At 57.1% G+C, this 23,492-nt stretch carries 21 protein-coding genes; all 21 read left to right on the top strand.

The annotated features are described in order from the left end of the window. Nucleotides 1–17 precede the first annotated feature (17 nt). The 21 genes from dprA (at nt 18) to FLZ89_RS15300 (ending at nt 23,454) form a co-directional block, all read left to right on the top strand. Nucleotides 18–1,103 carry a DNA-processing protein DprA gene (gene dprA, locus FLZ89_RS15400; RefSeq protein ID WP_141264323.1) on the top strand — a complete coding sequence of 362 codons (1,086 nt, stop codon included), beginning with the start codon at nt 18–20 and terminating at the stop codon, nt 1,101–1,103. A 12-nt stretch (nt 1,104–1,115) separates the two neighbouring features. Next, the gene (gene topA / locus FLZ89_RS15395) at nt 1,116–3,206 is read left to right on the top strand and encodes a type I DNA topoisomerase (RefSeq protein WP_141264324.1); all 2,091 of its coding nucleotides are present in this window, start codon (nt 1,116–1,118) and stop codon (nt 3,204–3,206) included. Between the two features lie 21 nt (nt 3,207–3,227). Then, nucleotides 3,228–4,541 carry a methylenetetrahydrofolate--tRNA-(uracil(54)-C(5))-methyltransferase (FADH(2)-oxidizing) TrmFO gene (gene trmFO, locus FLZ89_RS15390; RefSeq protein WP_141264325.1) on the top strand — a complete coding sequence of 438 codons (1,314 nt, stop codon included), beginning with the start codon at nt 3,228–3,230 and terminating at the stop codon, nt 4,539–4,541. A gap of 53 nt (nt 4,542–4,594) precedes the next feature. After that, on the top strand, nt 4,595–5,524 hold the full coding sequence (gene xerC / locus FLZ89_RS15385) for a tyrosine recombinase XerC (protein ID WP_141264326.1): 930 nt from the start codon (nt 4,595–4,597) through the stop codon (nt 5,522–5,524). A gap of 5 nt (nt 5,525–5,529) precedes the next feature. Next, nucleotides 5,530–6,054 (top strand): ATP-dependent protease subunit HslV, encoded by a 525-nt coding sequence (hslV, locus tag FLZ89_RS15380; RefSeq protein WP_141264327.1) that lies wholly within the window; start codon nt 5,530–5,532, stop codon nt 6,052–6,054. Between the two features lie 22 nt (nt 6,055–6,076). After that, nucleotides 6,077–7,459 (top strand): ATP-dependent protease ATPase subunit HslU, encoded by a 1,383-nt coding sequence (gene hslU / locus FLZ89_RS15375; protein ID WP_141305238.1) that lies wholly within the window; start codon nt 6,077–6,079, stop codon nt 7,457–7,459. 17 nt (nt 7,460–7,476) lie between these two features. After that, a complete protein-coding gene (gene codY, locus FLZ89_RS15370) occupies nt 7,477–8,259 on the top strand; it encodes a GTP-sensing pleiotropic transcriptional regulator CodY (protein ID WP_141264329.1) in 783 nt (260 codons plus the stop codon). A 169-nt stretch (nt 8,260–8,428) separates the two neighbouring features. Continuing rightward, entirely contained in the window at nt 8,429–9,127 is a 699-nt protein-coding gene (gene rpsB, locus FLZ89_RS15365; protein ID WP_141265215.1) for a 30S ribosomal protein S2, read from the top strand. 116 nt (nt 9,128–9,243) lie between these two features. Continuing rightward, nucleotides 9,244–9,852 (top strand): translation elongation factor Ts, encoded by a 609-nt coding sequence (tsf, locus tag FLZ89_RS15360; RefSeq protein WP_141264330.1) that lies wholly within the window; start codon nt 9,244–9,246, stop codon nt 9,850–9,852. Between the two features lie 105 nt (nt 9,853–9,957). Then, nucleotides 9,958–10,680, top strand: coding sequence for a UMP kinase (gene pyrH, locus FLZ89_RS15355; RefSeq protein WP_141264331.1), 723 nt, complete (start codon nt 9,958–9,960; stop codon nt 10,678–10,680). After that, nucleotides 10,680–11,237, top strand: a complete 558-nt coding sequence (gene frr, locus FLZ89_RS15350; protein ID WP_141264332.1) for a ribosome recycling factor — start codon at nt 10,680–10,682, stop codon at nt 11,235–11,237. The genes pyrH and frr overlap by 1 nt, the downstream gene beginning before the upstream one ends. A 2-nt stretch (nt 11,238–11,239) precedes the next feature. Beyond that, nucleotides 11,240–11,449, top strand: a complete 210-nt coding sequence (locus FLZ89_RS15345) for a PASTA domain-containing protein (RefSeq protein ID WP_141264333.1) — start codon at nt 11,240–11,242, stop codon at nt 11,447–11,449. Between the two features lie 18 nt (nt 11,450–11,467). Continuing rightward, nucleotides 11,468–11,638: a DUF362 domain-containing protein gene (locus FLZ89_RS15340; protein ID WP_054937938.1), complete on the top strand. Its 171-nt coding sequence runs from the start codon at nt 11,468–11,470 to the stop codon at nt 11,636–11,638. Nucleotides 11,639–11,704: 66 nt separating this feature from the next. Then, the gene (locus tag FLZ89_RS15335) at nt 11,705–12,481 is read left to right on the top strand and encodes an isoprenyl transferase (RefSeq protein WP_172613660.1); all 777 of its coding nucleotides are present in this window, start codon (nt 11,705–11,707) and stop codon (nt 12,479–12,481) included. 18 nt (nt 12,482–12,499) lie between these two features. Then, complete coding sequence (locus FLZ89_RS15330; RefSeq protein ID WP_141305355.1) at nt 12,500–13,297, top strand: phosphatidate cytidylyltransferase; 798 nt, start codon at nt 12,500–12,502, stop codon at nt 13,295–13,297. A gap of 5 nt (nt 13,298–13,302) precedes the next feature. Continuing rightward, the gene (gene ytvI / locus FLZ89_RS15325; RefSeq protein WP_141264335.1) at nt 13,303–14,403 is read left to right on the top strand and encodes a sporulation integral membrane protein YtvI; all 1,101 of its coding nucleotides are present in this window, start codon (nt 13,303–13,305) and stop codon (nt 14,401–14,403) included. After that, nucleotides 14,404–15,561 (top strand): 1-deoxy-D-xylulose-5-phosphate reductoisomerase, encoded by a 1,158-nt coding sequence (locus FLZ89_RS15320; RefSeq protein ID WP_141305237.1) that lies wholly within the window; start codon nt 14,404–14,406, stop codon nt 15,559–15,561. It begins immediately after the preceding gene. 361 nt (nt 15,562–15,922) lie between these two features. Then, complete coding sequence (gene rseP, locus FLZ89_RS15315; protein ID WP_141264337.1) at nt 15,923–16,933, top strand: RIP metalloprotease RseP; 1,011 nt, start codon at nt 15,923–15,925, stop codon at nt 16,931–16,933. 10 nt (nt 16,934–16,943) lie between these two features. Beyond that, a complete protein-coding gene (gene ispG, locus FLZ89_RS15310) occupies nt 16,944–18,035 on the top strand; it encodes a flavodoxin-dependent (E)-4-hydroxy-3-methylbut-2-enyl-diphosphate synthase (RefSeq protein ID WP_141264338.1) in 1,092 nt (363 codons plus the stop codon). Next, on the top strand, nt 18,022–19,743 hold the full coding sequence (locus FLZ89_RS15305) for a proline--tRNA ligase (protein WP_141264339.1): 1,722 nt from the start codon (nt 18,022–18,024) through the stop codon (nt 19,741–19,743). Before ispG ends, FLZ89_RS15305 begins: the two co-directional genes overlap by 14 nt. Nucleotides 19,744–19,761: 18 nt before the next feature. Further along, nucleotides 19,762–23,454 (top strand): PolC-type DNA polymerase III, encoded by a 3,693-nt coding sequence (locus tag FLZ89_RS15300; RefSeq protein WP_253256516.1) that lies wholly within the window; start codon nt 19,762–19,764, stop codon nt 23,452–23,454. Nucleotides 23,455–23,492 lie beyond the last annotated feature (38 nt).

Genomic DNA, 23,492 nt, shown 5'->3' with positions numbered 1-23,492 from the left:
TAAGCAGGGGAGAAACCATGGAAGAAAAACCGTTCTGGGTAGCCCTCCAGCAGACGCCGGGCCTGGGAGCTCGCCGGTTCCTCCAGCTGGTTAAAATTTTCGGCAGCCCCCGCGCTGCCTGGGAGGCACCGGATAAAGAGCTTCTGGCCGTAGAAGGTCTGGGTAAAGCAGCAACCGGCTTGATTAAGTGGCGCCGCCAGGTAACACCGGAAAAAATTATGGCTAAACTAGATACTGCCGGGATAAGAGTCCTGATCCTGGAGGATGCAGCCTACCCCCTGGAGCTCAAGCGCATTTATGATCCGCCGCCCGTCCTCTACTGGCGGGGCAGCCAGCTGCCGGGGGAAGGCCTGAAAATAGCCATCGTCGGTACCCGCCGGGCGACGGCCTATGGTCTTAAAGTGGCAGCCGATCTCGCTGCGGGTCTTGCCGCCGCCGGCGTCGGGGTTGTCAGCGGCCTGGCCCGGGGCATAGATGCTGCCGCCCACCGGGGAGCCATCCGGGGGAACGGTCTCACCTGGGGCATTCTGGGTTGTGGGGTAGACGTTATTTATCCTCCGGAACACCGGGAGCTTTACCATCAGGTAATGGACCATGGGGCCATCCTTTCCGAGTTTCCCCCGGGTACGCCGCCGGAGGCCGGCCATTTCCCGGCCCGTAACCGCATTATCAGCGGCCTGACGAGCGGTACAGTGGTCGTCGAGGCTGCAGCCAAAAGCGGCGCTCTGATTACAGCTGACCTGGCCCTGGAGCAGAACCGCGACGTCTTTGCAGTACCGGGGCCTATCACCAACCGTTACAGCCAGGGTCCCAATGAATTAATTAAACAGGGGGCCAGGGTGGTGACCGGGGTGGCCGATATTCTGGCCGAATATGAGCACCAATCCCTGTGGACCTTGTCCCCGCAGGAAAGCCGGGTGGAGGTGGCCCTGTCGGCCGCCGAGGAAAAGGTTATGGCTGCCCTCAGCGTTATGCCTGTTCACCTGGATACCATTATGGCCACAACCGGCCTGCCGCCGGGGGAAGTGAATACCGCCCTGCTTCAGCTGGAGATAAGAAAATTAATCCGGCGGTTGCCGGGAGGTTTTTACCTGCGCTGTTAGGGGGGAAAATTTTTGGCCCATACGCTGGTTATCGTGGAATCGCCGGCCAAGGCCAAGACCATTGGCAAATTCCTGGGGCGGAACTATACCATTAAATCATCCATGGGGCATATCCGCGATTTACCCAAGAGCCAGTTTGGCGTCGACGTCGAGCACGGTTTTGAGCCCCACTATATCACCATCCGGGGTAAAGGGGCGATTGTCAAGGAACTGCGGGCCGCTGCGCAGAAATCCCAGCGCGTTTTACTGGCTACGGACCCGGACCGGGAAGGGGAGGCCATTGCCTGGCACCTGCAGCATCTTCTTGAGCTGCCTCCCGGGCCTGTACGCATCGAGTTCAACGAGATAACTCGCAACGCCGTCCAGGAAGCTATAAAAAAGCCCCGGGAGATTGATCAAAACCGGGTCGATGCCCAGCAGGCCCGGCGGGTGCTGGACCGTGTCGTGGGGTACCGTTTGAGCCCCCTCCTGTGGCGCAAGGTACGTAAAGGTTTAAGTGCCGGCCGGGTGCAGTCGGTAGCCGTGCGCTTGATTGTCGACCGGGAAAGGGAAATCGAAGCCTTCCAGCCGGAAGAATACTGGAGCCTGACAGCCTGGTTGCTGGCCGGCGGTGACGGCGAGGCTTTCCCAGCGAAACTCTTTAAGTATGCCGGTGAGGAGCCGAAGATTAAAAATGAAGGCGAAATGCAGGCCATCCTGGCAGCCCTGGAAGGGGCTAGCTATGTCGTAACTGAGGTCAAGCAGCGGGAACGGCGCAAGAACCCGGCGCCTCCCTTCACCACCAGTACCCTGCAGCAGGAGGCTTCTCGCAAACTGAATTTCACCGCCAGGCGAACCATGCAGGTGGCCCAGCAGCTCTACGAGGGGATTGACCTGGGTGGCAGTGAAGGTCCTGTCGGCCTGATAACCTATATCCGTACCGATTCCACCCGTATTGCCAGCGTCGCCCAGCTGGAAGCCCGGGACTTTCTCATGGAGCGCTTTGGCCCCGAGTATGTCCCGGAGGACTTAAGGCAGTTTAAAGGCCGTAAGGATATCCAGGATGCCCACGAAGCCATCCGGCCCACTTCCGTCTGGCGGGAACCAGAAGCCTTGAAAAATGTCCTGACCCGGGACCAGTTCCGCCTCTACAATCTAATCTGGGAGCGCTTTGTGGCCAGCCAGATGCAGGCTGCCGTAATGGATACCATGACAGTGAAAATTAGCGCCGGTCCTTGCCTTTTCCGCGCTACCGGTTCGGTAGTTAAGTTTCCGGGATACTTACGGGTTTACCAGGAAGGTAGCGACGGTGAAGGTAAAGAGCAGGAACAAAGGCTGCCCGCCCTGGCAACCGGCGAGGTTTTAAAACTCCAATCCCTGGAACCCAAACAGCACTTTACCCAACCGCCGCCGCGTTATACCGAGGCCACCCTGGTGAAAACGTTGGAAGAGTTGGGTATCGGCCGGCCCAGTACCTATGCCCCGACCATTGAAACCATCCTGGAGCGCGGTTATGTGGTCAGGGAGCAAAAACAGTTTATCCCCACGGAATTGGGCCGGGTGGTGGTGGATCTCCTGAAGGAGCATTTTCCTGATATTATTGACGTCGAATTTACAGCCCAGATGGAACAGCAGCTGGACGAGATTGAAGCCGGAAAATTATCCTGGCGCCAGGTAGTAGCCGAATTTTACGAGCCCTTCAGCCGGGTCCTGGAACGAGCCGAAAGGGAAATCGACACCATAGAGCTCCCGGAAGAAGTCAGCGAAGAAAAATGTGAACTTTGCGGCCGCAACCTGGTTATCAAGACGGGCCGCTTCGGCAAATTTTTGGCCTGTCCCGGCTTTCCCGAGTGCCGCTTTACCAAGCCCTTGCTGGAGACCATCGGTGTTAATTGCCCCCGGTGCGGGGGAGAAATTGTGGCCCGGCGCACGAAAAGGGGGCGCAAATTTTACGGCTGCCAGAACTACCCGGAGTGCAATTACGTTTCCTGGGATAAACCCACTAACCGGAACTGCCCCCGCTGCGGGACCCGCCTGGTGGAAAAGGCTTCCCGCCAGGGGGTACGCCTGCTTTGCCCCAGCAAGGAATGCGGCTATGAAGAAAAGATCCAGCAGGCTAAATAGTTTGTTTACGGAGGCGATAAGTTGCCGGAAAAGCTGATCATTATTGGCGGCGGCCTGGCCGGCAGCGAGGCCGCCTGGCAGGCGGCCCGGCGGGGAATTAAAGTCGAGCTGTGGGAGATGCGGCCGGGTAAGATGACGCCGGCCCACCGTACCGGTTATCTGGCCGAGCTGGTCTGCTCCAATTCTTTGCGGGCCGATACCCTGGAGAACGCGGCTGGCCTGTTAAAGGCGGAGATGCGCCTGGCCCGTTCCCTCATTATGGCCGTAGCTGAGGAATGCCGCGTGCCGGCCGGCAAAGCCCTGGCCGTAGACCGGGAGGAGTTTGCCGCCCGGGTGACTGCGGCCCTGGAGGCGGAAGAACGGATTACCATTATCCGGGAGGAAGCCCGGGCCATACCCGTACAGGGCCCGGTGATCATTGCCACCGGACCGTTAACTTCACCGGCTCTGGCCGAAAGCCTTAAAGGTTTAACCGGCGCCGAGTATCTATACTTTTACGATGCGGCGGCACCCATTGTTACTGCCGAATCTTTAAATTACAGCCGTATTTTCAAGGCCTCCCGCTACGGGCGGGGGGAGGAAGACTACCTCAACTGTCCTTTGAATGAAGAGGAGTACCGGCGCTTTTACGAGGCCTTAATTACGGCCGAACGTCACCCCCGGCATGAATTTGAGCCCGAGGTAGTTTTTGAAGGGTGCATGCCGGTGGAAGTCATGGCCAGACGAGGACCGGATACCCTGCGCTTCGGCCCCATGCGCCCGGTGGGGCTCATAGACCCGGCTACCGGGAAGGAGCCCTATGCCGTGGTGCAGCTGCGGCGGGATAACCTGGCCGGTACCCTGTATAACCTGGTGGGTTTCCAGACGAGCCTCAAGTGGGGAGAACAGGAACGGGTCTTTCGCCTCATCCCCGGCCTGGAAGAGGCGGAGTTTGTCCGTTTTGGCGTCATGCACCGCAACACATATATTAATTCGCCCCGGGTGCTTAAACCTACCCTGCAGTTAAAAGAACACCCGCAGGTTTTCCTGGCCGGCCAGCTAACCGGCGTGGAAGGTTACATTGAGTCCGCCGCCAGCGGCCTGGTGGCGGGGGTCAATGCGGCGCGTTTAATCAAGGGCCAGGAACCCCTTACCCTGCCGCCGGCTACGGCCCACGGTGCCCTTCTTCATTATATTACTGATCCCACCCATACCCCCTTGCAGCCCATGCATATTAATTTTGGCCTGCTGCCGCCCCTGGAGCGCCGGGTGAAGGCCCGGGAGGTGCGTAATCGGGCTTTAGCAGAGCGGGCTTTGGAAATATGGTTCAGCCTCGGTGAATTTTCCGGCAATTGACTTGCACTATATAAGTGAATATGTTAGCATATATAGGGTTCGGGAGTGAGGGTATGATCGGTACTGCCTTTCAAGAAGGGCTGGAAGGGTTTATCTTATACCTGGAAGGTGAAAAGCAGGCCTCTCCCTGTACCGTTACCGCCTACCGGGCCGACATCGAGCAATTTGCTGCCTTTGTGTACGAGCGCCGGGGCCCGGGTGCCGGGCCGGGCGACGTTGATACCTGGCTGGTGCGCCGTTTTTTAGGATGGCTGAACCAATTGGGCCGGGAAAAGAGCAGCATGAACCGTAAGCTGGCTGCTTTACGGTCCTTTTATCGCTTCTTGCTCCGGGAGGGAAAGGTGGAGAGCAGTCCGGCGGCCCTGCTGGCAGGACCGCGCCGGGAAAAGCGTTTACCACGTTTTTTAAGCTATGCCGAGGTGGAAAAACTACTGGCCATACCGGCTGCTACCCCGCTGGGGTTACGGGACCGGGCCATGCTGGAAACCCTGTATGCTTCTGGCATAAGGGTGAGTGAGCTGGTCGGCCTGGACCAGGAAAACCTTGACCTGGAGGCCGGTTATGCCCGGGTTCTGGGCAAGGGACGGCGGGAAAGGATCGTCCCCCTGGGTGACCAGGCTGTTAGAGCCTTACGGGATTACCTGGCCCGGGGCCGGCCGGCGCTGGCCGCCCGTCGCAACCCGCCGGAAGCAAAAGCTTTGTACCTCAACCACCTGGGCGGCCGTCTGACCGTGCGGGGCGTGCGAGAGCGGTTGAACCACTACGTCGAGAAGGCGGCATTAAGGAGTGGTATCTCCCCCCATACCCTGCGCCACTGTTTTGCCACCCATATGCTGGAGCGGGGGGCGGATCTTAGGGTAGTTCAGGAACTCCTGGGTCATGTTAACCTTTCAACCACCCAGATCTATACCCATCTCAGCCAGGCCAGGTTACGAGAAGTATACCAGCAGGCCCACCCCAGGGCTAAAAGAAGTGAGGGGTAGAACCTGTGCAAGGTACAACGGTAATAGCCGTACGCCATAAAGGCAAGGTGGCCGTAGCTGGCGACGGCCAGGTGACCTTTGGCCATACCATTATGAAGCATAAAGCCCGTAAAGTACGCCGTTTATACCAAAATAAAGTCCTGGCCGGCTTTGCCGGCAGTGTAGCCGACGCCTTTACCCTCTTTGAAAAGTTTGAGGCCAAACTGGAGGAATACCACGGTAACCTCCAGCGGGCTGCCGTAGAGCTGGGGAAAGAATGGCGTACGGACAGGTTTTTACGGCGCCTGGAAGCCCTGCTGGTGGTGGCCGACCGGGATCATCTTTTGGTAATTTCAGGTAACGGTGAAATAGTTGAACCCGATGACGGCATCGCCGCCATCGGCTCCGGCGGTCCCTATGCCCTGGCGGCAGCCCGGGCCTTAGTAAAACATACCGACCTGGAGGCCGGTGCCATCGTCCGGGAAGCCATGGAGATTGCTGCTTCTATCTGCATCTATACCAACAATAATATTGTGGTAGAAGAACTCTAATGCCCAAGGGGAGGGGAAAAGTTTGGACCTTACACCCCGGCAGATAGTAGCCGAGTTAGACCGCTATATTGTCGGCCAGGAAGAAGCGAAAAAATGCGTGGCCATCGCCCTGAGGAACCGTTACCGCCGGCAGAAACTGGGCCCCGATTTACGCGATGAAGTCCTGCCCAAGAATATCATTATGATTGGCCCTACAGGTGTAGGCAAAACCGAGATTGCCCGTAGACTAGCGCGCCTGGTAGGGGCGCCTTTCTTAAAGGTAGAAGCTACCCGCTTCACGGAAGTTGGTTATGTCGGCCGTGATGTAGAATCCATGATCCGGGAACTGGTAGAAAATGCCGTGAGAATGGTTAAAATAGAAAAGCGGGTTGAAGTAGAGGCAAAAGCAGCCAAACTGGCGGAAAAGCGTTTGCTGGACCTGATCGCCCCCCGGGTCGGGAAGGAAAGGGGTAGCCGTTCCCCGTGGGAGGTTCTCTTTGGTGGGGGATCGGCCGGCGGGGAAGGGATGGCGACCGAAGACGAGAATACCGCCGAACAGCGAGCCATCTTCAGGGAAAAATTAAAGCGCCAGGAACTGGAAGACATGATGGTGGAGGTGGAAGTAGAAGATAATGCCGTCCCGGGGTTTGTTATGGGCGGCCTGGGGCTGGAAGAGCTGGGGATGAACCTCCAGGATATGCTGGGCAGTATGCTCCCCCGGCGCAAGCGCAAGCGCCTGGTAACGGTGGCGGAAGCCCGGCGGATCCTCACCCAGCAGGAGGCCGATAAACTGATTGATATGGACGAGGTGGCGGCCATAGCTGTCCAGCGCGTGGAACAGGATGGGATCATCTTCCTGGATGAGATCGATAAGATAGCCGGGCGGGAAAAAGGGGGTGCCCCTGACGTTTCCCGGGAAGGAGTCCAGCGCGATATTTTGCCCATTGTGGAAGGTACCACTGTCCAGACCAAGTACGGCCCGGTGAAAACCGACCATATTCTCTTTATTGCCGCCGGGGCCTTCCATGTGGCCAAACCCTCAGATCTCATCCCTGAGCTCCAGGGGCGGTTTCCAATCAGGGTAGAACTTAAAAGTTTGAGCCGGGACGACTTCAAACGCATTTTAACCGAACCCCGAAATTCCCTGTTGCGCCAGTACACGGCACTTCTGGCAGTAGATGGTATAGAACTGCATTTTTCAGATGATGCTATTGCGGAAATTGCCGATATTGCTTATACTGTAAATAATCAGGGCGAAGATATCGGCGCACGCCGGCTGCATACTATCCTGGAAAAGGTTTTGCAGGATCTCCTTTTCCGGGCGCCAGAAGTGGAGGAACGCAAGATTGTTATCGATGCAACTTATGTCCGGCAACAGCTGGGCGACATAATGCAACATGCCGATTTACAAAGTTATATACTTTAAGGGAAGGAAGATGGTTGATGGAAACTTTGTTGGAAAGGTCAAGGAAAATCAACCGCCTGCTGCAGCGGGCGGCCGGTAATCCGGTGGACTTTCAAGAAATGGCCAATGTAATGCGTGATGTCCTGGGAGCCAACACTTACATTGTAGGCCGCCATGCCCGCGTCCTGGGATATGCCTTTGTTGAAGGTTTCACCTGCGACATTATGGAAGACATTGTCTTCCAGTCCGAGCGTTTTCCGGAACAGTACAATGAACAGCTCCTGCGCATTGACGAAACCCAGGCCAACTTTTGCCAGGTAGGCAACGCCTGCGTTTTTGACCTGGATAAAAAATGTGTCTTCAACAACAAGCTGACCACGGTCGTGCCTATTGTCGGCGGCGGCCAGCGCCTGGGTACCCTGGTCCTCTCCAAGTTTAACGTCCGCTTTGATGACGAAGACCTGGTCCTGGCCGAATATGGTGCCACCGTAGTTGGTATGGAGATCTTGCGTTCCAAAACCGACAAAATTGAGGAAGAAGCCCGCAAACGTGCTGCTGTCCATGTTGCCCTGGCGACCCTGTCTTACTCCGAACTGGAGGCCGTGGAGCACATCTTTGCCGAGCTGGACGGCGACGAAGGTATTCTGGTGGCCAGTAAGATCGCCGACCGGGCGGGTATAACCCGTTCCGTTATCGTCAACGCCCTGCGGAAATTCGAAAGTGCCGGCGTCATCGAATCCAAGTCCCTGGGCATGAAGGGGACCTATATCCGCATCCTCAACGATCACTTGCTGGAGGAGTTAGAAAAGCTTCGCCGTTAAATTGAGAGTATGACTTGCCGGGCACCATGGGTTTATGCTATACTAACCTCTGGTGCTTAATTCCACACGCACCGGAAGGTAGGAGAAGTGCCGTTTGCCAAGGTCCTCCTGACCTGATGAAGGTAGCGGCGGCTAAAACTACAGGAGGTGCAGTTCAGTGATTATTTCCATGAAGCAGTTGCTGGAGGCCGGTGTCCACTTCGGCCACCAGACGCGGCGCTGGAATCCTAAAATGGCACCGTATATTTTTACGGAGCGCAACGGGATTTATATCATTGACCTCCAGCGCACCGTCAAAAAGATTGAAGAAGCCTATAATTTCGTCCGGGACCTGGCCCGCGACGGGGGCAAAATCCTTTTTGTGGGCACCAAAAAGCAGGCCCAGGAAGCCGTCAGAGAAGAAGCCGAGCGCTGTGGCATGTTTTATGTCAACGTACGCTGGCTGGGAGGGACGCTCACCAACTTCCAGACCATCCGCCGGCGCATCGAGCGCTTAAAAGAGCTGGAGCGGATGGAAGAAGAAGGCACTTTTGAGGTGCTGCCCAAAAAGGAAGTAGCCCGTTTACGCAGTGAGAAGGAAAAACTGGAGCGTTATCTGGGCGGCATTAAGGAAATGAAGAACCTGCCTGATGCCCTCTTTATTATCGACCCGCGCAAAGAGCGAATTGCCGTGGCCGAAGGGCGGCGGCTGGGTATACCCATTGTGGCCATTGTCGATACCAACTGCGATCCTGATGAAATAGATTACGTTATTCCCGGTAACGACGATGCCATCAGGGCCGTCCGTTTGCTGACCAGTAAAATGGCTGACGCCGTTTTAGAGGGCCTGCAGGGCCAGGATCAACCGGAAGAAGTCGTGGGAGAATAATATTACTGAGCGTAGGTTTTACCTACGCTTACATAGTGTATACGTGCTGTCAATACCCGGCTGGCTGTTATAGTTTGTAACCTGCCAGTAAAAGTAAACAGTGGAGGAGTGAAGTTATGATTTCGGCTGCTGACGTCAAAGAGCTGCGGAACCGGACGGGAGCAGGAATGATGGACTGCAAAAAGGCCCTGGAAGAGTCGGGCGGCGACATGGAGCAAGCCATTGAATATTTACGCAAGAAAGGTCTGGCCACTGCAGCCAAACGGGCCGGTAAAATAGCCAGTGAAGGCCTGGTGCATGCTTATATTCATGGCGGGGGCCGGATAGGCGTTTTAATTGAAGTCAACTGTGAGACCGACTTTGTCGCCAAGACCGACGCCTTTAAGGAACTGGTCCACGACCTGGCCATGCAGGTAGCTGCTTCCCGGCCTGAGTATATAGCCCGGGAAGATGTACCGGAAGAAGTCCTGGCCAAAGAAAAGGAAATCTTAAGGGCCCAGGCGTTAAATGAAGGCAAGCCGGAAAAAGTAATCGACAGGATTGTTGCCGGCCGCCTGGAAAAATTCTTCCAGGATAATTGCCTCCTGGAGCAGCCTTTTATTAAAGATATGGATCGGACCATTCAGGACCTTATCAACGAGGCCGTAGCCAAGCTGGGCGAAAAGATTGTTGTCCGGCGTTTTGTCCGCTATGAAGTAGGCGAAGGTATCAAGGCGGAGGAATAAAGGGCAGAAAAAAGGGCACCGCGGTGCTCTTTTTTTCCACGGGTGAAGAGGATTTTTCGGGAACGTGTAGAAAGTATTCAGGAGTTACGGAGGTATATACCAGGTATGGGGCAACCCAAGTTTAAACGGGTAGTTCTAAAGGTTAGCGGGGAAGCCCTGGCCGGCACCCAGGGTTTTGGTATCGACCAGGAAGTCCTCACTTCTATAGCCGCGCAAATAAAAGAAGTAAGGGATCTGGGAGTGGATGTAGCCATAGTTGTCGGCGGCGGCAATATCTGGCGGGGAGTTAAGGGTAGTGCCAGGGGTATGGACCGCGCCACGGCCGATTACATGGGTATGCTGGCGACGGTAATTAACGCCCTAGCCCTGCAAGATGCCCTGGAGAGCCAGGGTGTGGATACCCGGGTGCAGACGGCCATTGAAATGCGCCAAATTGCCGAGCCTTACATCCGCCGCCGGGCCATCAGGCATCTGGAAAAGGGCCGGGTAGTTATATTTGCTGCCGGGACAGGTAACCCTTATTTTTCCACGGATACTACCGCAGCCCTGCGGGCGGCCGAGATAGAAGCTGATGTTATTTTAATGGCCAAACGGGTTGATGGCGTTTATGATTCCGATCCCGAGATAAACCCCCATGCCAAGAGGTTGAAGGATCTCGATTACCTGGAAGTATTGAACGGTGGCCTGGGAGTAATGGACGCAACCGCTACTTCCCTGTGTATGGATAACCGCATTCCCATTATTGTCTTTGGCATAAAAGAAAAAGGCAATATCCTGAAAGTAATCATGGGTGAACCCATCGGTACCTTTGTCGGGAGGTTAGAGTGATGCTGGAGGAAATTTTAAAAGAAGCCGAGAGCAGAATGCAAAAGGCAGTCGAGAACTTACGCCGCGAGATGGCTTCTATCAGGGCGGGACGGGCCAATCCGGCCCTGCTAGAGAAGGTTACCGTTAACTATTATGGTACACCCACCCCCATTAACCAGCTGGCCACGGTTTCCGCCCCGGAAGCCCGGCTTCTGGTCGTCCAACCCTGGGACCGCAATATCCTGCCGGAAATGGAAAAGGCCATTTTAAAGTCGGACCTGGGGTTGACGCCGGCCAGCGACGGCACCGTTATTCGCATTGTTATTCCTCAGTTAACAGAAGAGCGGCGTACCGAGCTGGTCAAAATGGTCCGTAAGAAGGCTGAGGAATTCCGGGTACTGGTCCGCAATGCCCGCCGGGATGCCAACGACAAGTTAAAAGCTCAGGAGAAAAATAAAGCTGCTTCGGAAGATGAGGTCAAGCGGGCCCAGGACAGGGTCCAGAAGCTAACCGATAATTACATCCAGACCATTGATAAGATCCTGGCCAATAAAGAAGCGGAAATTATGGAGGTCTAGCTTTGACCGTACCTGACTGCCTGGGCTTAACCCTCGCTGAAGCCAAAAGGCTCTTGGCAGCTAGCGGATGGCAGGTGCATAATTACTCCTTTACCGGTCCCCTTCGCCCTTTACCGGGTGAGGAAGAAGAGGGCCGCGTCGTGCGTTTGCGCCTGGTGGGAGCCGGCCAGGTTGACCTGGTCCTGGCTTATGTAGATACTAACCACCAGTGAAAGGAGGTGTAAGGACCTATGCCCCATCGGATAACAGAAGAGTGCCTGTCCTGTGGCGTTTGTGCAGATGAGTGCCCCCAGGGCGCTATTTCCGAAGGCGAAGACACCTATGTTATTGACCCGGAACTCTGCACTGATTGTGGTACCTGTCGAGAAGCCTGTCCCAATGAGGCCATCGTCGAAGAATAGGATGGCGACAATCCCCCTCCTTGAGGGGGTTTGTTTTATAGGCTGCTAGCATTAGGGGGGAAACTGGTGGCTGGTTTCCTGACCAGATGGCTCCGCCCCGGACCAACCAAGGCAACGAAGGATACGGAACTCGAACCAGGCAAGCTACCGCGCCATGTAGCCATTATCATGGACGGCAATGGTCGCTGGGCCAGGAAGAGGGGCCTGCCCCGGGCGGCCGGCCACCGGGCGGGGGTCGAGGCTTTACGCGATATTGTCCGAGCTTGCGTTGATTGGGGCATTGCCATCCTTACAGTATATGCTTTTTCTACAGAAAACTGGAAAAGACCCCGGGAAGAAGTGGAAGCGTTAATGAACCTCCTGGTCGAATACATGCACCGGGAATTACCCGAATTAAAGAAAGAAGGGGTCCAGGTGCGGGCCATTGGCCGCCTGGAAGCCCTGCCGTTAGCGGCCCGGCAAGAACTGGCCCGAGCCCGCCGGGAAACGGCCGGCAACAACCGGCTCATCCTCAACCTGGCCCTCAACTACGGCGGTCGGGCCGAACTGGTGGATGCCTGCCGGCAGATTACCCGCGAAGTTTTGGCCGGTAAACTCCGTCCCGAGGATATAGACGAAGGGGTGCTTAAAGGTGCCATTTATACCGGAGACCTGCCTGACCCCGATCTCTTAATTCGCCCTTCCGGGGAAATGCGCCTCAGCAACTTTTTGCTCTGGCAGCTGGCCTATACCGAACTATGGTTTACTGATGTCTGCTGGCCTGATTTCCGGCGGGAAAATTTACGCCAGGCCTTGCTGGCTTACCAGCAGCGGGAAAGGCGTTTCGGCGGCCTGAAAATTTGATCCGTGGTGGTGTTGATTGTGCTAGGCACCAGAATTTTAGTTGCCCTGGTGGGTATCCCGTTATTACTGGGAGCGGCTTACCTGGGTGGCTGGGGGTTCCTCCTGCTGGTAATCCTGGTGGCCTTTACCGGGCTGGTGGAATTTTACCACCTGGCCGCCTGCCTGAAGCTAAAACCGCTGGTCCCGGCCGGTATTATAGGGGGGCTGATGTTTGTCCTGGCAGCATATCTTAATAAGGGGATGGTCGCTTGGCCGGGTGCTGGACTAACAGTGGGGATGCTCTTACTCTTCCTGACCCTGTTTCCCCGCGTGGCAGCGGCCGATGTGGCCATAACCTTACTGGGGAGCTGGTATGTAGGGGGGCTGCTGGCTTACCTGCCTTTGCTCCGCCTTTTACCCGGCGGTGCCGCGATCCTCATCCTGACCTTCCTCATGACCTGGGCCAATGATACCGGTGCTTATTTTTGCGGCCGTATCTTCGGCCGCCGTCACCCCTGGCCCAGCCTCAGCCCCGGTAAAACCTGGGCCGGGGCAATCGGCGGCCTGCTGGTAACTTTAGTGGTAGCGGAAGTTTTGGGTCCTCTCATTTTGCCGGCTTTAAATAGCTGGTTACTGGCAGGGCTGGCAATACTCACCGCCATTGCCGCCCAAGCTGGCGATTTAATTGAATCGGGTTTTAAGCGCCAGGCAGGGGTTAAGGACAGCGGCTGGCTTTTACCAGGACACGGGGGAATTTTGGACCGTTTTGATAGTTTGCTCCTGGTGGCTCCGGTGGTATACTATTATCTGGTCTTCTTTTTACCAAAAATGGAGTGAAACCTTTGGCTAACTTTGACGATCGGTTTAAACAAACCTTTCAAACTTTACTGGTAGCCTTAATGGCTGCCCTCCTTTTCCTGTTGCTTTTTTATTACATATTACCCGCTACCGGGGAAATCATTAGAGCCCTGGTACCGGTAGTGCTGCCCTTTGCCCTGGCAGCCCTACTGGCAGCAATCATCGATCCGGTTGTTAACTTTATTGAAAGCAAGCTCAAAATAGGCCGTGGTTGGGCAGTAATTATCACCCTCTTGTCTATTCTGGCCATCCTTAGCATAGCTATCTTTTATCTGGTGACCAACCTGATTGTCGAGCTGGAGAGCCTGGCCTTAACCCTGCCGGCCCAGGCACGGGCCTTGGGGGCTGCCTTCCAGGAGTATTTTACCCGCCTCCAGAGTTTTTATTTTGCGGGTAACCTGCCCGTTGAAGTCTTGAATACCCTGCAGTCCTTCCTGGACAATGCGGTTGCCTGGCTGAAGAACCTGCTTGGCCTTACGGTCCAGTGGCTGATAGCTTTTATCAGTTCCCTACCGGAACTCTTTATTTCGCTGATCATTACCCTGGTGGCCACTTACTTTTTCAGCCGGGATAAAGATTTTATCCTCCGCACCCTGCTCCAGATAGTTTCACCGCCCTGGCGGGAACGGATGAGCAAGGTTTTCAGCTCCTTGAGCCAGGCTATTATCGGTTACCTGCGGGCAGAAATTTTACTGGTAAGCCTGCAGATGACCCAGAGTATTATCGGGCTTTTAATTTTAAGAGTTGATTATGCCCTAACCCTGGCCTTTTTAATCGGCCTGGCCGATTTGTTGCCCATTGTTGGTCCGGGAACGGTTTTCATTCCCTGGATCATTGTCGAATTTATCCTGGGCCATTATGGCCTGGGGCTGGCCCTTTTAACCCTGTATGCCTTTATCATTATCCTGCGCCAGGTACTGCAACCCAAACTGGTGGCCGTCAGCCTGGGGCTGTACCCGTTGACAACCTTGATTGCCCTGTACACCGGCTTGAAGCTTCTGGGGATTGCCGGTCTGGTCATTGGGCCCATGACGCTGGTAGTCTTAAAGGCTTTTTCGCGTTCCCGGCAGGGGGTGACTAAATAAGTGGTCAGAGAGATAGCAGTTCTAGGTTCAACCGGCTCCATCGGCCGCCAGACCCTGGAGGTTGTAGCCGCCCATCCCGGGCAATTCAGGGTTGCCGCCCTGGCAGCCGCCAGAAATGTAGAACTCCTGGCCGAGCAGGTAAAGCGGTTTCGTCCCCGCCTGGCCGTCCTCCTGGACCCGGCAGGGGCCAGGGAACTGGCTGCCAGGGTTAGCGGGTTAAAGGTCAAGGTCCTGGCCGGAGAGGAAGGCCTTCTGGCAGCCGCCTGCCTGGCCGAGGTGGAGCTGGTAGTGGCCGCTATGGTGGGAACCTGTAGCCTGCCGGCGGTCCTGGCCGCCCTGGAGGCCGGTAAGGATATTGCCCTGGCCAACAAAGAGATCCTGGTAGCTGCCGGTGAGGTGGTCATGGGCCGGGCCCGTGCTCTGGGACGCCAGATTATACCGGTCGACAGCGAGCACTCCGCCATTTTCCAGTGCCTGCGCCAGGGCGGCCGGGTGATGCAAGTGATCATCACGGCTTCCGGGGGGCCTTTACGCGAGAAAACCTTGGAAGAAATGGCCGCCGTTACCCCGGAGGAGGCTTTAAATCACCCTACCTGGGTGATGGGGCCGAAGATTACCGTAGATTCGGCCACCCTGATGAATAAAGGCCTGGAAGTCATTGAAGCCAAACACCTTTTTAACCTGGACTATGACCAGATTGCAGTTTTGATCCACCCCCAGAGCGTCGTCCATGCCCTGGTGCGCTACAGTGACGGTGCCCTTTTTGCCCACCTGGGGCCCGCCGATATGCGCCTGCCCATCCAGTACGCCCTGACCTGGCCGGAACGCTGGGATTTAGACAGCCAGGTGCTGGACCTGGCGGCCCTGGGACACCTTGATTTCAGCCAGCCGGACCTGGAACGTTTCCCGTGCCTAGAGCTGGCCTACCGCGCCGGCCGGGCCGGGGGGACTTACCCGGCGGTTTTAAGTGCCGCCGACGAAGTGGCCGTCCAGTATTTCCTGGCAAGGAGAATACCGCTGACAGCCATCAGCCAGGTCGTAGCCAGGGTCCTGGAAGAACACCGGCCGACAGCGGCTACTGACCTGGAAGCAGTTCTTGCTGCCGACGCCTGGGCGCGGCGACGGGCGGAAGAAGTGGCTGAAGGGTTTTGTAAGTGAAGCCCTCATGGGGGCTGACGCCCGCCCCACGAATTATGGAAATGTAGCAGACAAGGGGCTGGATGGTACAGGCGGAAAGCGACTTGGCTCGAGGCGTCAGCAAACTCAGCTAAGTCATAGTGAGGCGGCGGTGAACGGGATGGGGATCATAACGTAGCTTCAGGAATGAGAAATGCCACGCCCCGTTATGGTTGATCAAAGAAACAAAGTCGGGCCACCCCCGCCGCCGAGCAAGGCTGAGCGCCAAGTTTGCTAGCCGAGAACCTCCGGAGCCTGGAGCCTGTACCGTCCAGTCCAGGCTAAGGGATAGTATTAAGAACCATTTTTGGTAGAAGCAAATTTTCGAAGGAGCTGAAGCCCAGTGACCATTATCCTGGCCCTGGTTATCTTCAGTATTTTAATCATGGTCCACGAAGGCGGGCACTTCCTGGCGGCCAAAAAAGCCGGCATCAAGGTGGAAGAGTTCGCTATCGGTATGGGGCCGGCCATCTGGCAGGTGAAAAAAGGGGAGACGGTTTACTCCTTACGCGCCTTTCCCCTGGGCGGCTTTAACCGCATGGCCGGGATGGAGGGCCCGGATCTCGACGACCCGCGGGGCTTCAACCGGCAGCCGCTGCTTAAGCGCATGGGGGTCATTGCCGCCGGTTCAGGCATGAATTTCCTCCTGGCCGTCCTTATTTTTATTTTCGTTTTTATGGTCCTGGGCATACCGGCGGATATTAATGTTATCGGCCGTGTGGAACCTGGGATGCCGGCAGCCAGGGCGGGTTTACAGCCGGGGGATAAAATCTTAATGGTCGACAATACACCGGTCAATAGCTGGCGCGACCTGGTGCACCAGATCTACCAGCATCCGGGGGAGGAAATTATCCTCACAATCGAGCGGGACGGCCGGCAGCAGCGGGTGACCCTGACCACCATCAGGGATCCCCAGTCAGGGGTAGGCATGATTGGTATCGGCCCTACCTGGGAGCGGCAGGGTTTGTGGACCTCGATCATCCTGGGCCTCAGACAGGCCTATGAAATTACCAGGCTTATTATCTTAAGCCTGGTGCAAATGGTTACCGGCAAGGTGGCCCCCGAGGTTGTCGGGCCGGTGGGCATAATTCAGCTGGTGGGTCAGGCGGCTACCTATGGCCTGGCCAACGTCCTGAACTTCATGGCGGTTTTAAGCCTGGACCTGGGGCTCATCAATTTGCTGCCCATTCCCGCCCTGGATGGCAGCCGGCTGGTATTCTTAAGCCTGGAGGCGGTGCGGGGCCGGCCAATAAGCGCGGAGAAAGAAAATTTAATCCACCTCATCGGCTTTGCCCTCCTCATGGGCCTGCTTATTTTAATAACCTACCACGATTTAATCCGCATCTTCAGCTGAGGTGACCTTAATGGAGATTAAGCGCCGGCCAACGCGGCAGATCCGGGTGGGCAAGGTGGCCGTAGGCGGGGGGGCGCCCATTTCCGTCCAGTCCATGACCAATACCGATACCCGGGATATCGCCGCTACTGTTGCCCAGATCCAGAGGCTGGCCCGGGCCGGCTGCGAAATAGTCCGCCTGGCAGTACCGGATCAAGAAGCGGCAGCAGCCCTGGCCAGGATCAAAGCGCAGGTGGATATCCCCATTATCGCCGATATTCACTTTGACTACCGCCTGGCCCTGGCCGCCCTGGAAGGCGGGGTTGACGGCCTGCGCTTGAATCCAGGGAATATTGGCGGGCCCGGGCGGGTGAAGGCTGTAGTAAGGGAAGCGGCTGCCCGGCGGGTACCCATTCGCATCGGCGTCAATGCCGGCTCCCTGGAGAAGGAGGCCATGGCCGCCCATGGCGGTGTAACGGCCGCAGCCATGGTAGCCAGCGCCTTGAAACATGTCCACCTGCTGGAGGACCTGGATTTCTTTGACATAAAAATTTCCCTGAAAGCTGCGGAGGTACCATTGATGATCGAGGCCTACCGCCGGCTGGCCGGGCAGGTGGATTATCCCCTGCACCTGGGGGTGACGGAAGCCGGGCGCGGCCTGGAGGGAGCTGTCAAATCGGCAGTAGGGATTGGCATTTTACTTAACGAAGGGATAGGCGATACCATCCGGGTATCTTTGACGGGCGACCCTGTGCAGGAAGTGGTAGCCGGTTTTGCTATCTTGCGTTCCCTGGGCCTGCGCCGGCGGGGCATCGAGCTTATTTCCTGCCCCACCTGCGGCCGCTGCCAGGTAGATGTGGAAGGGGTGGCAGCCCGGGTGCAGCAGGACCTTCAGGATGTAGCCAGGCCCCTGAAGGTAGCCGTCATGGGCTGTGCCGTCAACGGCCCCGGCGAGGCTCGCCAGGCCGATGTCGGTATTGCCGGTGGTCCTGGCTTCGGCCTTCTTTTTCGCCACGGTCGTCCCGTCCGCAAGGTCAAGGAAGAGGATATGGCCCGGGCCCTTATTGAAGAAGCCAGGCGCCTGGCAGCAGAAGAAGGGGAGGAAGAGAATGCGCACGAGTGAATTACTGGCACCGACTTTAAGGGAAACGCCGGCCGAGGCCGAGATCGCCAGCCACCAGTTATTACTGCGGGCCGGCTTCATACGCAAGGCAGCAGCCGGGATCTATACTTATTTACCCCTGGGACGGCGGGTGCTGGCCAAACTAGAGCGGATCATCCGCGAGGAAATGGATCGGGCCGGCGGCCAGGAGGTTGTTCTACCCATTATCCAGCCGGCCGAACTCTGGCAGGAAAGCGGTCGCTGGGAGGTTTACGGGGAGGAAATGTTCCGCCTCCGGGACCGGCACCAGCGCCAGTTTTGCTTGGGTCCCACCCACGAGGAGATTATCACCGCCCTGGTACGGAGCGAAGTCAGCTCCTATAAACAATTACCCTTGCTCCTGTACCAGATTCAAAATAAATACCGCGACGAACGGCGGCCCCGTTTTGGCCTTCTCAGAGGCCGGGAATTTATCATGAAGGACCTCTACTCCTTTGACCGGGATCAGGAAGGGCTGAACCAGAGTTATGCCAAAATGTACCAGGCCTACAGCAATGTCTTTCGCCGCTGCGGCCTGGATTTCCGGACGGTCCAGGCTGACACCGGCGCCATTGGCGGCAACTACAGCCATGAATTTATGGCCCTGGCATCTACCGGGGAGGCGCTGCTGGTATACTGCCAGAAGTGCGACTATGCGGCCAACGTCGAAATTGCCGCGGCCAGGGCGCTGCCCAAACCGGTAGCGGAAACACCGCAGTCCCTTAAAGAAGTGGCTACCCCCGGGCAGAAAACGGTAGCCGAAGTTAGCACCTTCCTGGGGATCACCCCGGATAGGCTGATTAAAACCATTTTTTATGAGGCCGATGGGCAGCTGGTGGCCGCTCTGGTCCGGGGTGACCGGGAACTCAATGAAGTAAAGCTTCAGAATTACCTGGGCTGCCGGCATCTCGTCCTGGCCGACCCCGAGAAGGTGATGGCTGTAAGCGGCGCGCCGGTAGGTTATGTTGGGCCGGTGGGCTTAAGGGGTGTACCAATTTACGCCGACCTGGAGATTCCATACCTGGTTAACGCTGTAGCCGGTGCCAACCGGGAAGGCTACCACTTGGTAGGCGTCAACCCCGGCCGCGACTTTAAAGCGGAAGCCTTTGCCGACCTCCGCCAGGTGGAGGCGGGAGAACCCTGTCCCCAGTGCGGCGCCCCCTTAAGCCAGGCCCGCGGGATAGAAGTCGGGCAGGTTTTCCAGCTAGGTACCAAGTACAGCCAGCCCCTGGGCGCCACCTATACCGACGAGCAGGGCCATGAGCATCCCATTGTCATGGGCTGTTACGGCATCGGCGTCAGCCGCACCATGGCCGCCGTCGTCGAGCAGCACCATGATGAGCACGGCATTATCTGGCCTTTGAGCGTTGCTCCCTATGAAGTGGTCATTATTCCCGCCTCTTTAAAGGACAGCGGCCAGCGGGAAATGGCCGAAGGCCTCTACCAGGAGCTGTTGGCTGCCGGTGTTGAGGTGGTGCTTGATGATCGCGACGAACGGGCCGGCATGAAATTTGTCGAAGCTGACCTTATAGGCTATCCATTACGCTTGACTATAGGTAAAAAAACCCTGAGCCAGGGTACGGTGGATGTGAAATGGCGGCATGGAGGGCAGGAATTAGCCCTGCCCCGGGAAGGACTGGTGCCCCGGGTAAAAGAAATGCTAGCCCGGGAAATGGAAAAGTACCGGTAACGATTGGGGTAAGGATTGATGGCCATGGCTGGCAGGGAAAACCTGTGGCAGGAATTACTCCGGCAGGGGGCCGTGCATAAAGTTACAATTGACCGCAAGAGCGGCAGATGTTACCTTTCCCTCTGCCCTCCCTGCAACCTGGAACCCGAGGATATTGAAGCCTGCCGGCAGCTCCTTGCGCGGCAGTTTCCCGGCTTTGAATTTATATTTAATATCCTGGGACCTTCACCCCCTGCCGACCTGGCAACCTTTTGCCGGGAAAAGAAGGCCGCCATCCTGGATGAGGTGGCCCGGCGCCTGGGTAATGGTACCTCGGCCTGGCTGGCCGGGGCGCGGCTGGAACCCGGTGCTGGGGTGTTGCAGTTGATACTACCGGTCTCCCTGGCCGTGGAGGCCTTACGGTCCTGCCGGGGCGACAGGGTTTTGCAGGAAGTCTTGCAGCAGTATGGCTACCAGGTGCAGGTGGAACTGGTCGCCGACCGGGAATACCAGGAAGAACTGGCGGCCGTTTCCCGCCGGCTCCAGGAAGAGCGTTTAGTCCGGGTCAGGGAAGAAGCGGCCGACGTGGGAAAGGAAGACGGCCCGGCTAAAAAGGACGGCCAGGAGAAAAAAGGGAACAGCCGGCAAAATATGGACAACGGTTTCCTCCTGGGGAAAAAGATTACGGCTCCTTTCCTGCCCTTGAAGGAAATCCAGGAGGAGGAAAAGCAGGTTGCCGTCCAGGGGGAAGTTCTGGATTTTACGGCGCGGCAGCTGAAATCCGGGCGCTGGCTGGTAAGTTTTAATCTCACCGATTATACCGACTCCATCAGCGTCAAAGCCTTTGCCGACGCCGGTCCCCTGGTGGAGAACGGTTTGGCAGCTGGAGAATGGGTGCAGGTGCAGGGCCCGGTCCAGTACGACCGTTACAGCCAGGAACTGGTGCTGATTGCCGACGCCGTCGCCCGGGGGGAACGCCCCGAGCGGCGGGATACGGCGCCGGAAAAAAGGGTGGAGCTGCACCTCCATACCAAGATGAGCGCCATGGACGGTGTAACCGAGGTAGCGGCGGCGGTGAAACAGGCGGCCCGGTGGGGCCATGGAGCGATAGCCATCACCGACCACGGCGTCCTGCAGGCCTTCCCGGCAGCCGCCGAGGCCGGAAGTAAATACGGCGTAAAAATCATCTACGGCCTGGAGGGCTACCTTTTTGATGAGGACGACCAGCCACCCGACCGCCAGCAGACTTATCACATCATCTTGCTGGTGAAAAACAAGCAGGGATTAGAAAATCTATACCGCCTGGTTTCCCGGGCCCATCTGGAATATTTTTACCGCAAACCCAGGTTGCCGCGCCGTTTAATCCAGCAGTACCGTGAGGGGCTCCTTTTAGGTACGGCCTGTGAGGCCGGGGAATTAATCAGGCATTACCTGGCCGGGGCAAGCGCCGAACGCCTGGAGGAGATTGCCTCCTTTTATGATTTCCTGGAGATCCAGCCCCTGGCCAACAACGATTTTTTAATCCGGGAAGGTAAACTTGCCGACCGCCAGGCCCTGATGGACATGAATCGGCAAATTATCGCCCTGGGCCAAAAACTTCACAAACCGGTGGTGGCTACCGGTGACGTTCACTTTTTAAACCCGGAGGATGCCATCTACCGTCAGATCCTCCAGGCCGGGCAGGGTTATGCCGACGAGGTCCAGGCCCCCCTCTACTACCGGACGACGGAAGAAATGCTGGCGGAATTCAGTTATCTGGATGCCGCAACGGCCCGCCAGGTGGTAGTCACCAATCCCCGGCTCATTGCCGACCAGATAGAAGAGTTAAAGCCTATCCCCGACGAGTTTTACCCGCCGGAGATCCCCGGCGCCGAAGAAGAGTTAACCAGCATCGTCACCACCCGGGCCCATGACTGGTACGGCGACCCCTTGCCGGAACTTGTCCGGGCCCGCCTGGACAAGGAAATGAAATCCATTATCGGCCACGGCTTTGCCGTGCTGTACCTAATCGCCCACAAGCTGGTATTAAAATCCAACGAAGACGGCTACCTGGTAGGCTCGCGGGGTTCGGTGGGTTCTTCCCTGGTGGCCACCCTGGCCGGGATTACGGAAGTAAACCCCCTGCCGCCCCATTACCGCTGCCCCGCCTGCCGCTACAGCGAGTTTATTACCGACGGCAGCGTCAACTGCGGCGCCGACCTGCCGGCGAAAGATTGTCCCCGCTGTGGGACCAGGTTGTTAAAGGACGGCCATGACATCCCCTTTGAAGTCTTCCTGGGCTTCAAAGGCGACAAGGTACCGGACATCGACCTCAACTTTTCCGGGGAATACCAGCCCCGGGCGCACCAGTACGCCGAAGAAATCTTCGGCAAAGACCATGTATTCCGGGCCGGCACCATAGCCACCCTGGCCGAGCGCACGGCCTTCGGTTTTGTCCATAAATACCTGGAGGAGCGGGGCCTCAAGGCCCGCCAGGCGGAGATCAACCGCCTGGTCAGGGGGATTACCGGCGTCAAGAGGACCACGGGCCAGCACCCGGGGGGGCTCATGGTTGTCCCCCGGCGGGTGGATATCCATCTCTTTACGCCATTGCAGCGCCCGGCCGACGACACCGGCAGCAATACCATCACCACCCATTTTGACTATGAAGCCATCAGCCACCGCCTGGTGAAACTGGACCTCCTGGGCCACGATGACCCCACGGTGATCAAAATGCTGGAGGACCTCACCGGTGTCGACGCCCGTGAGATCCCCCTGGATGAGCCCCGGACCATGTCCCTCTTTTCCAGTGTCGAGGCCCTGGGGGTGCGGCCGGAAGACATCGGTTCCCAGGTCGGCACCCTGGGGATTCCCGAATTCGGCACCCGTTTTGTCCGCCAGATGCTGGAGGAAACCAGGCCCCGGACCTTCGCCGAGCTGGTCCGCATCAGCGGTTTCTCCCACGGGACCGATGTGTGGTTAAACAACGCCCAGGATTTAATTAAAAGCGGCACGGCCAAACTCAGCGAGGCCATTTCCACCCGTGATGATATTATGAACTACCTCATGCAGCACGGCGTGGTGGCCGATATCGCCTTCCGGACCATGGAGGATGTGCGTAAAGGCAAGGGTGTAAAAAAAGAGTATGAAGAGGCCATCCGGGCGGCAGGAGTACCCGAATGGTTCATCCAGTCCTGCAAAAAAATCAGTTATCTCTTTCCCAAGGCCCATGCCGTGGCCTACGTAACCATGGCCTTCCGCATCGCCTACTTTAAAGTCTATTACCCGGAGGCCTTCTACGCTTCCTTTTTCAGCATCCGCGCCGATGAATTCGACGCCGATATTGTCGTTGCCGGCCTGCCCCGTATCCAGGAGGAAATCGCGACCCTGGAGAAAAAGGGCAGTGAGGCCACCGCCCGGGAGAAGAACATCCTCACCATCCTGGAGGTAGCCCGGGAAATGTACTGCCGGGGCATTACCATGGAGCGCATTGATTTGCAAAGATCGGCTGCCAGCCGTTTTCAGGTGGGCAAGGGTAAGCTGTTACCGCCCCTGGCGGCCCTGCCCGGGGTAGGTCAGGCGGCGGCCGAGGCTATCGTCCGCGCCCGCCAGGAACGGCCCTTTACCTCTCTTGAGGACCTCCAGCGCCGCAGTCGGGTGAGCAAAACGGTCATCGAAGCCCTGGAGAAACACGGTGCCTTAGCCGGCTTGCCTGCCTCCGATCAGCTGGCGTTTTTTGGCGGTTTTCTATAACACTCCCACTTTAGCTTTATTAGCATATAGATTGGGGG

Source organism: Moorella sp. E306M, from assembly GCF_006538385.1.
In the GTDB taxonomy this organism is placed as follows: domain Bacteria; phylum Bacillota; class DSM-521; order Neomoorellales; family Neomoorellaceae; genus Neomoorella.
Note: the sequence above shows the minus strand (reverse complement) of the source record. Positions and strands in the feature narration are given on the sequence as shown.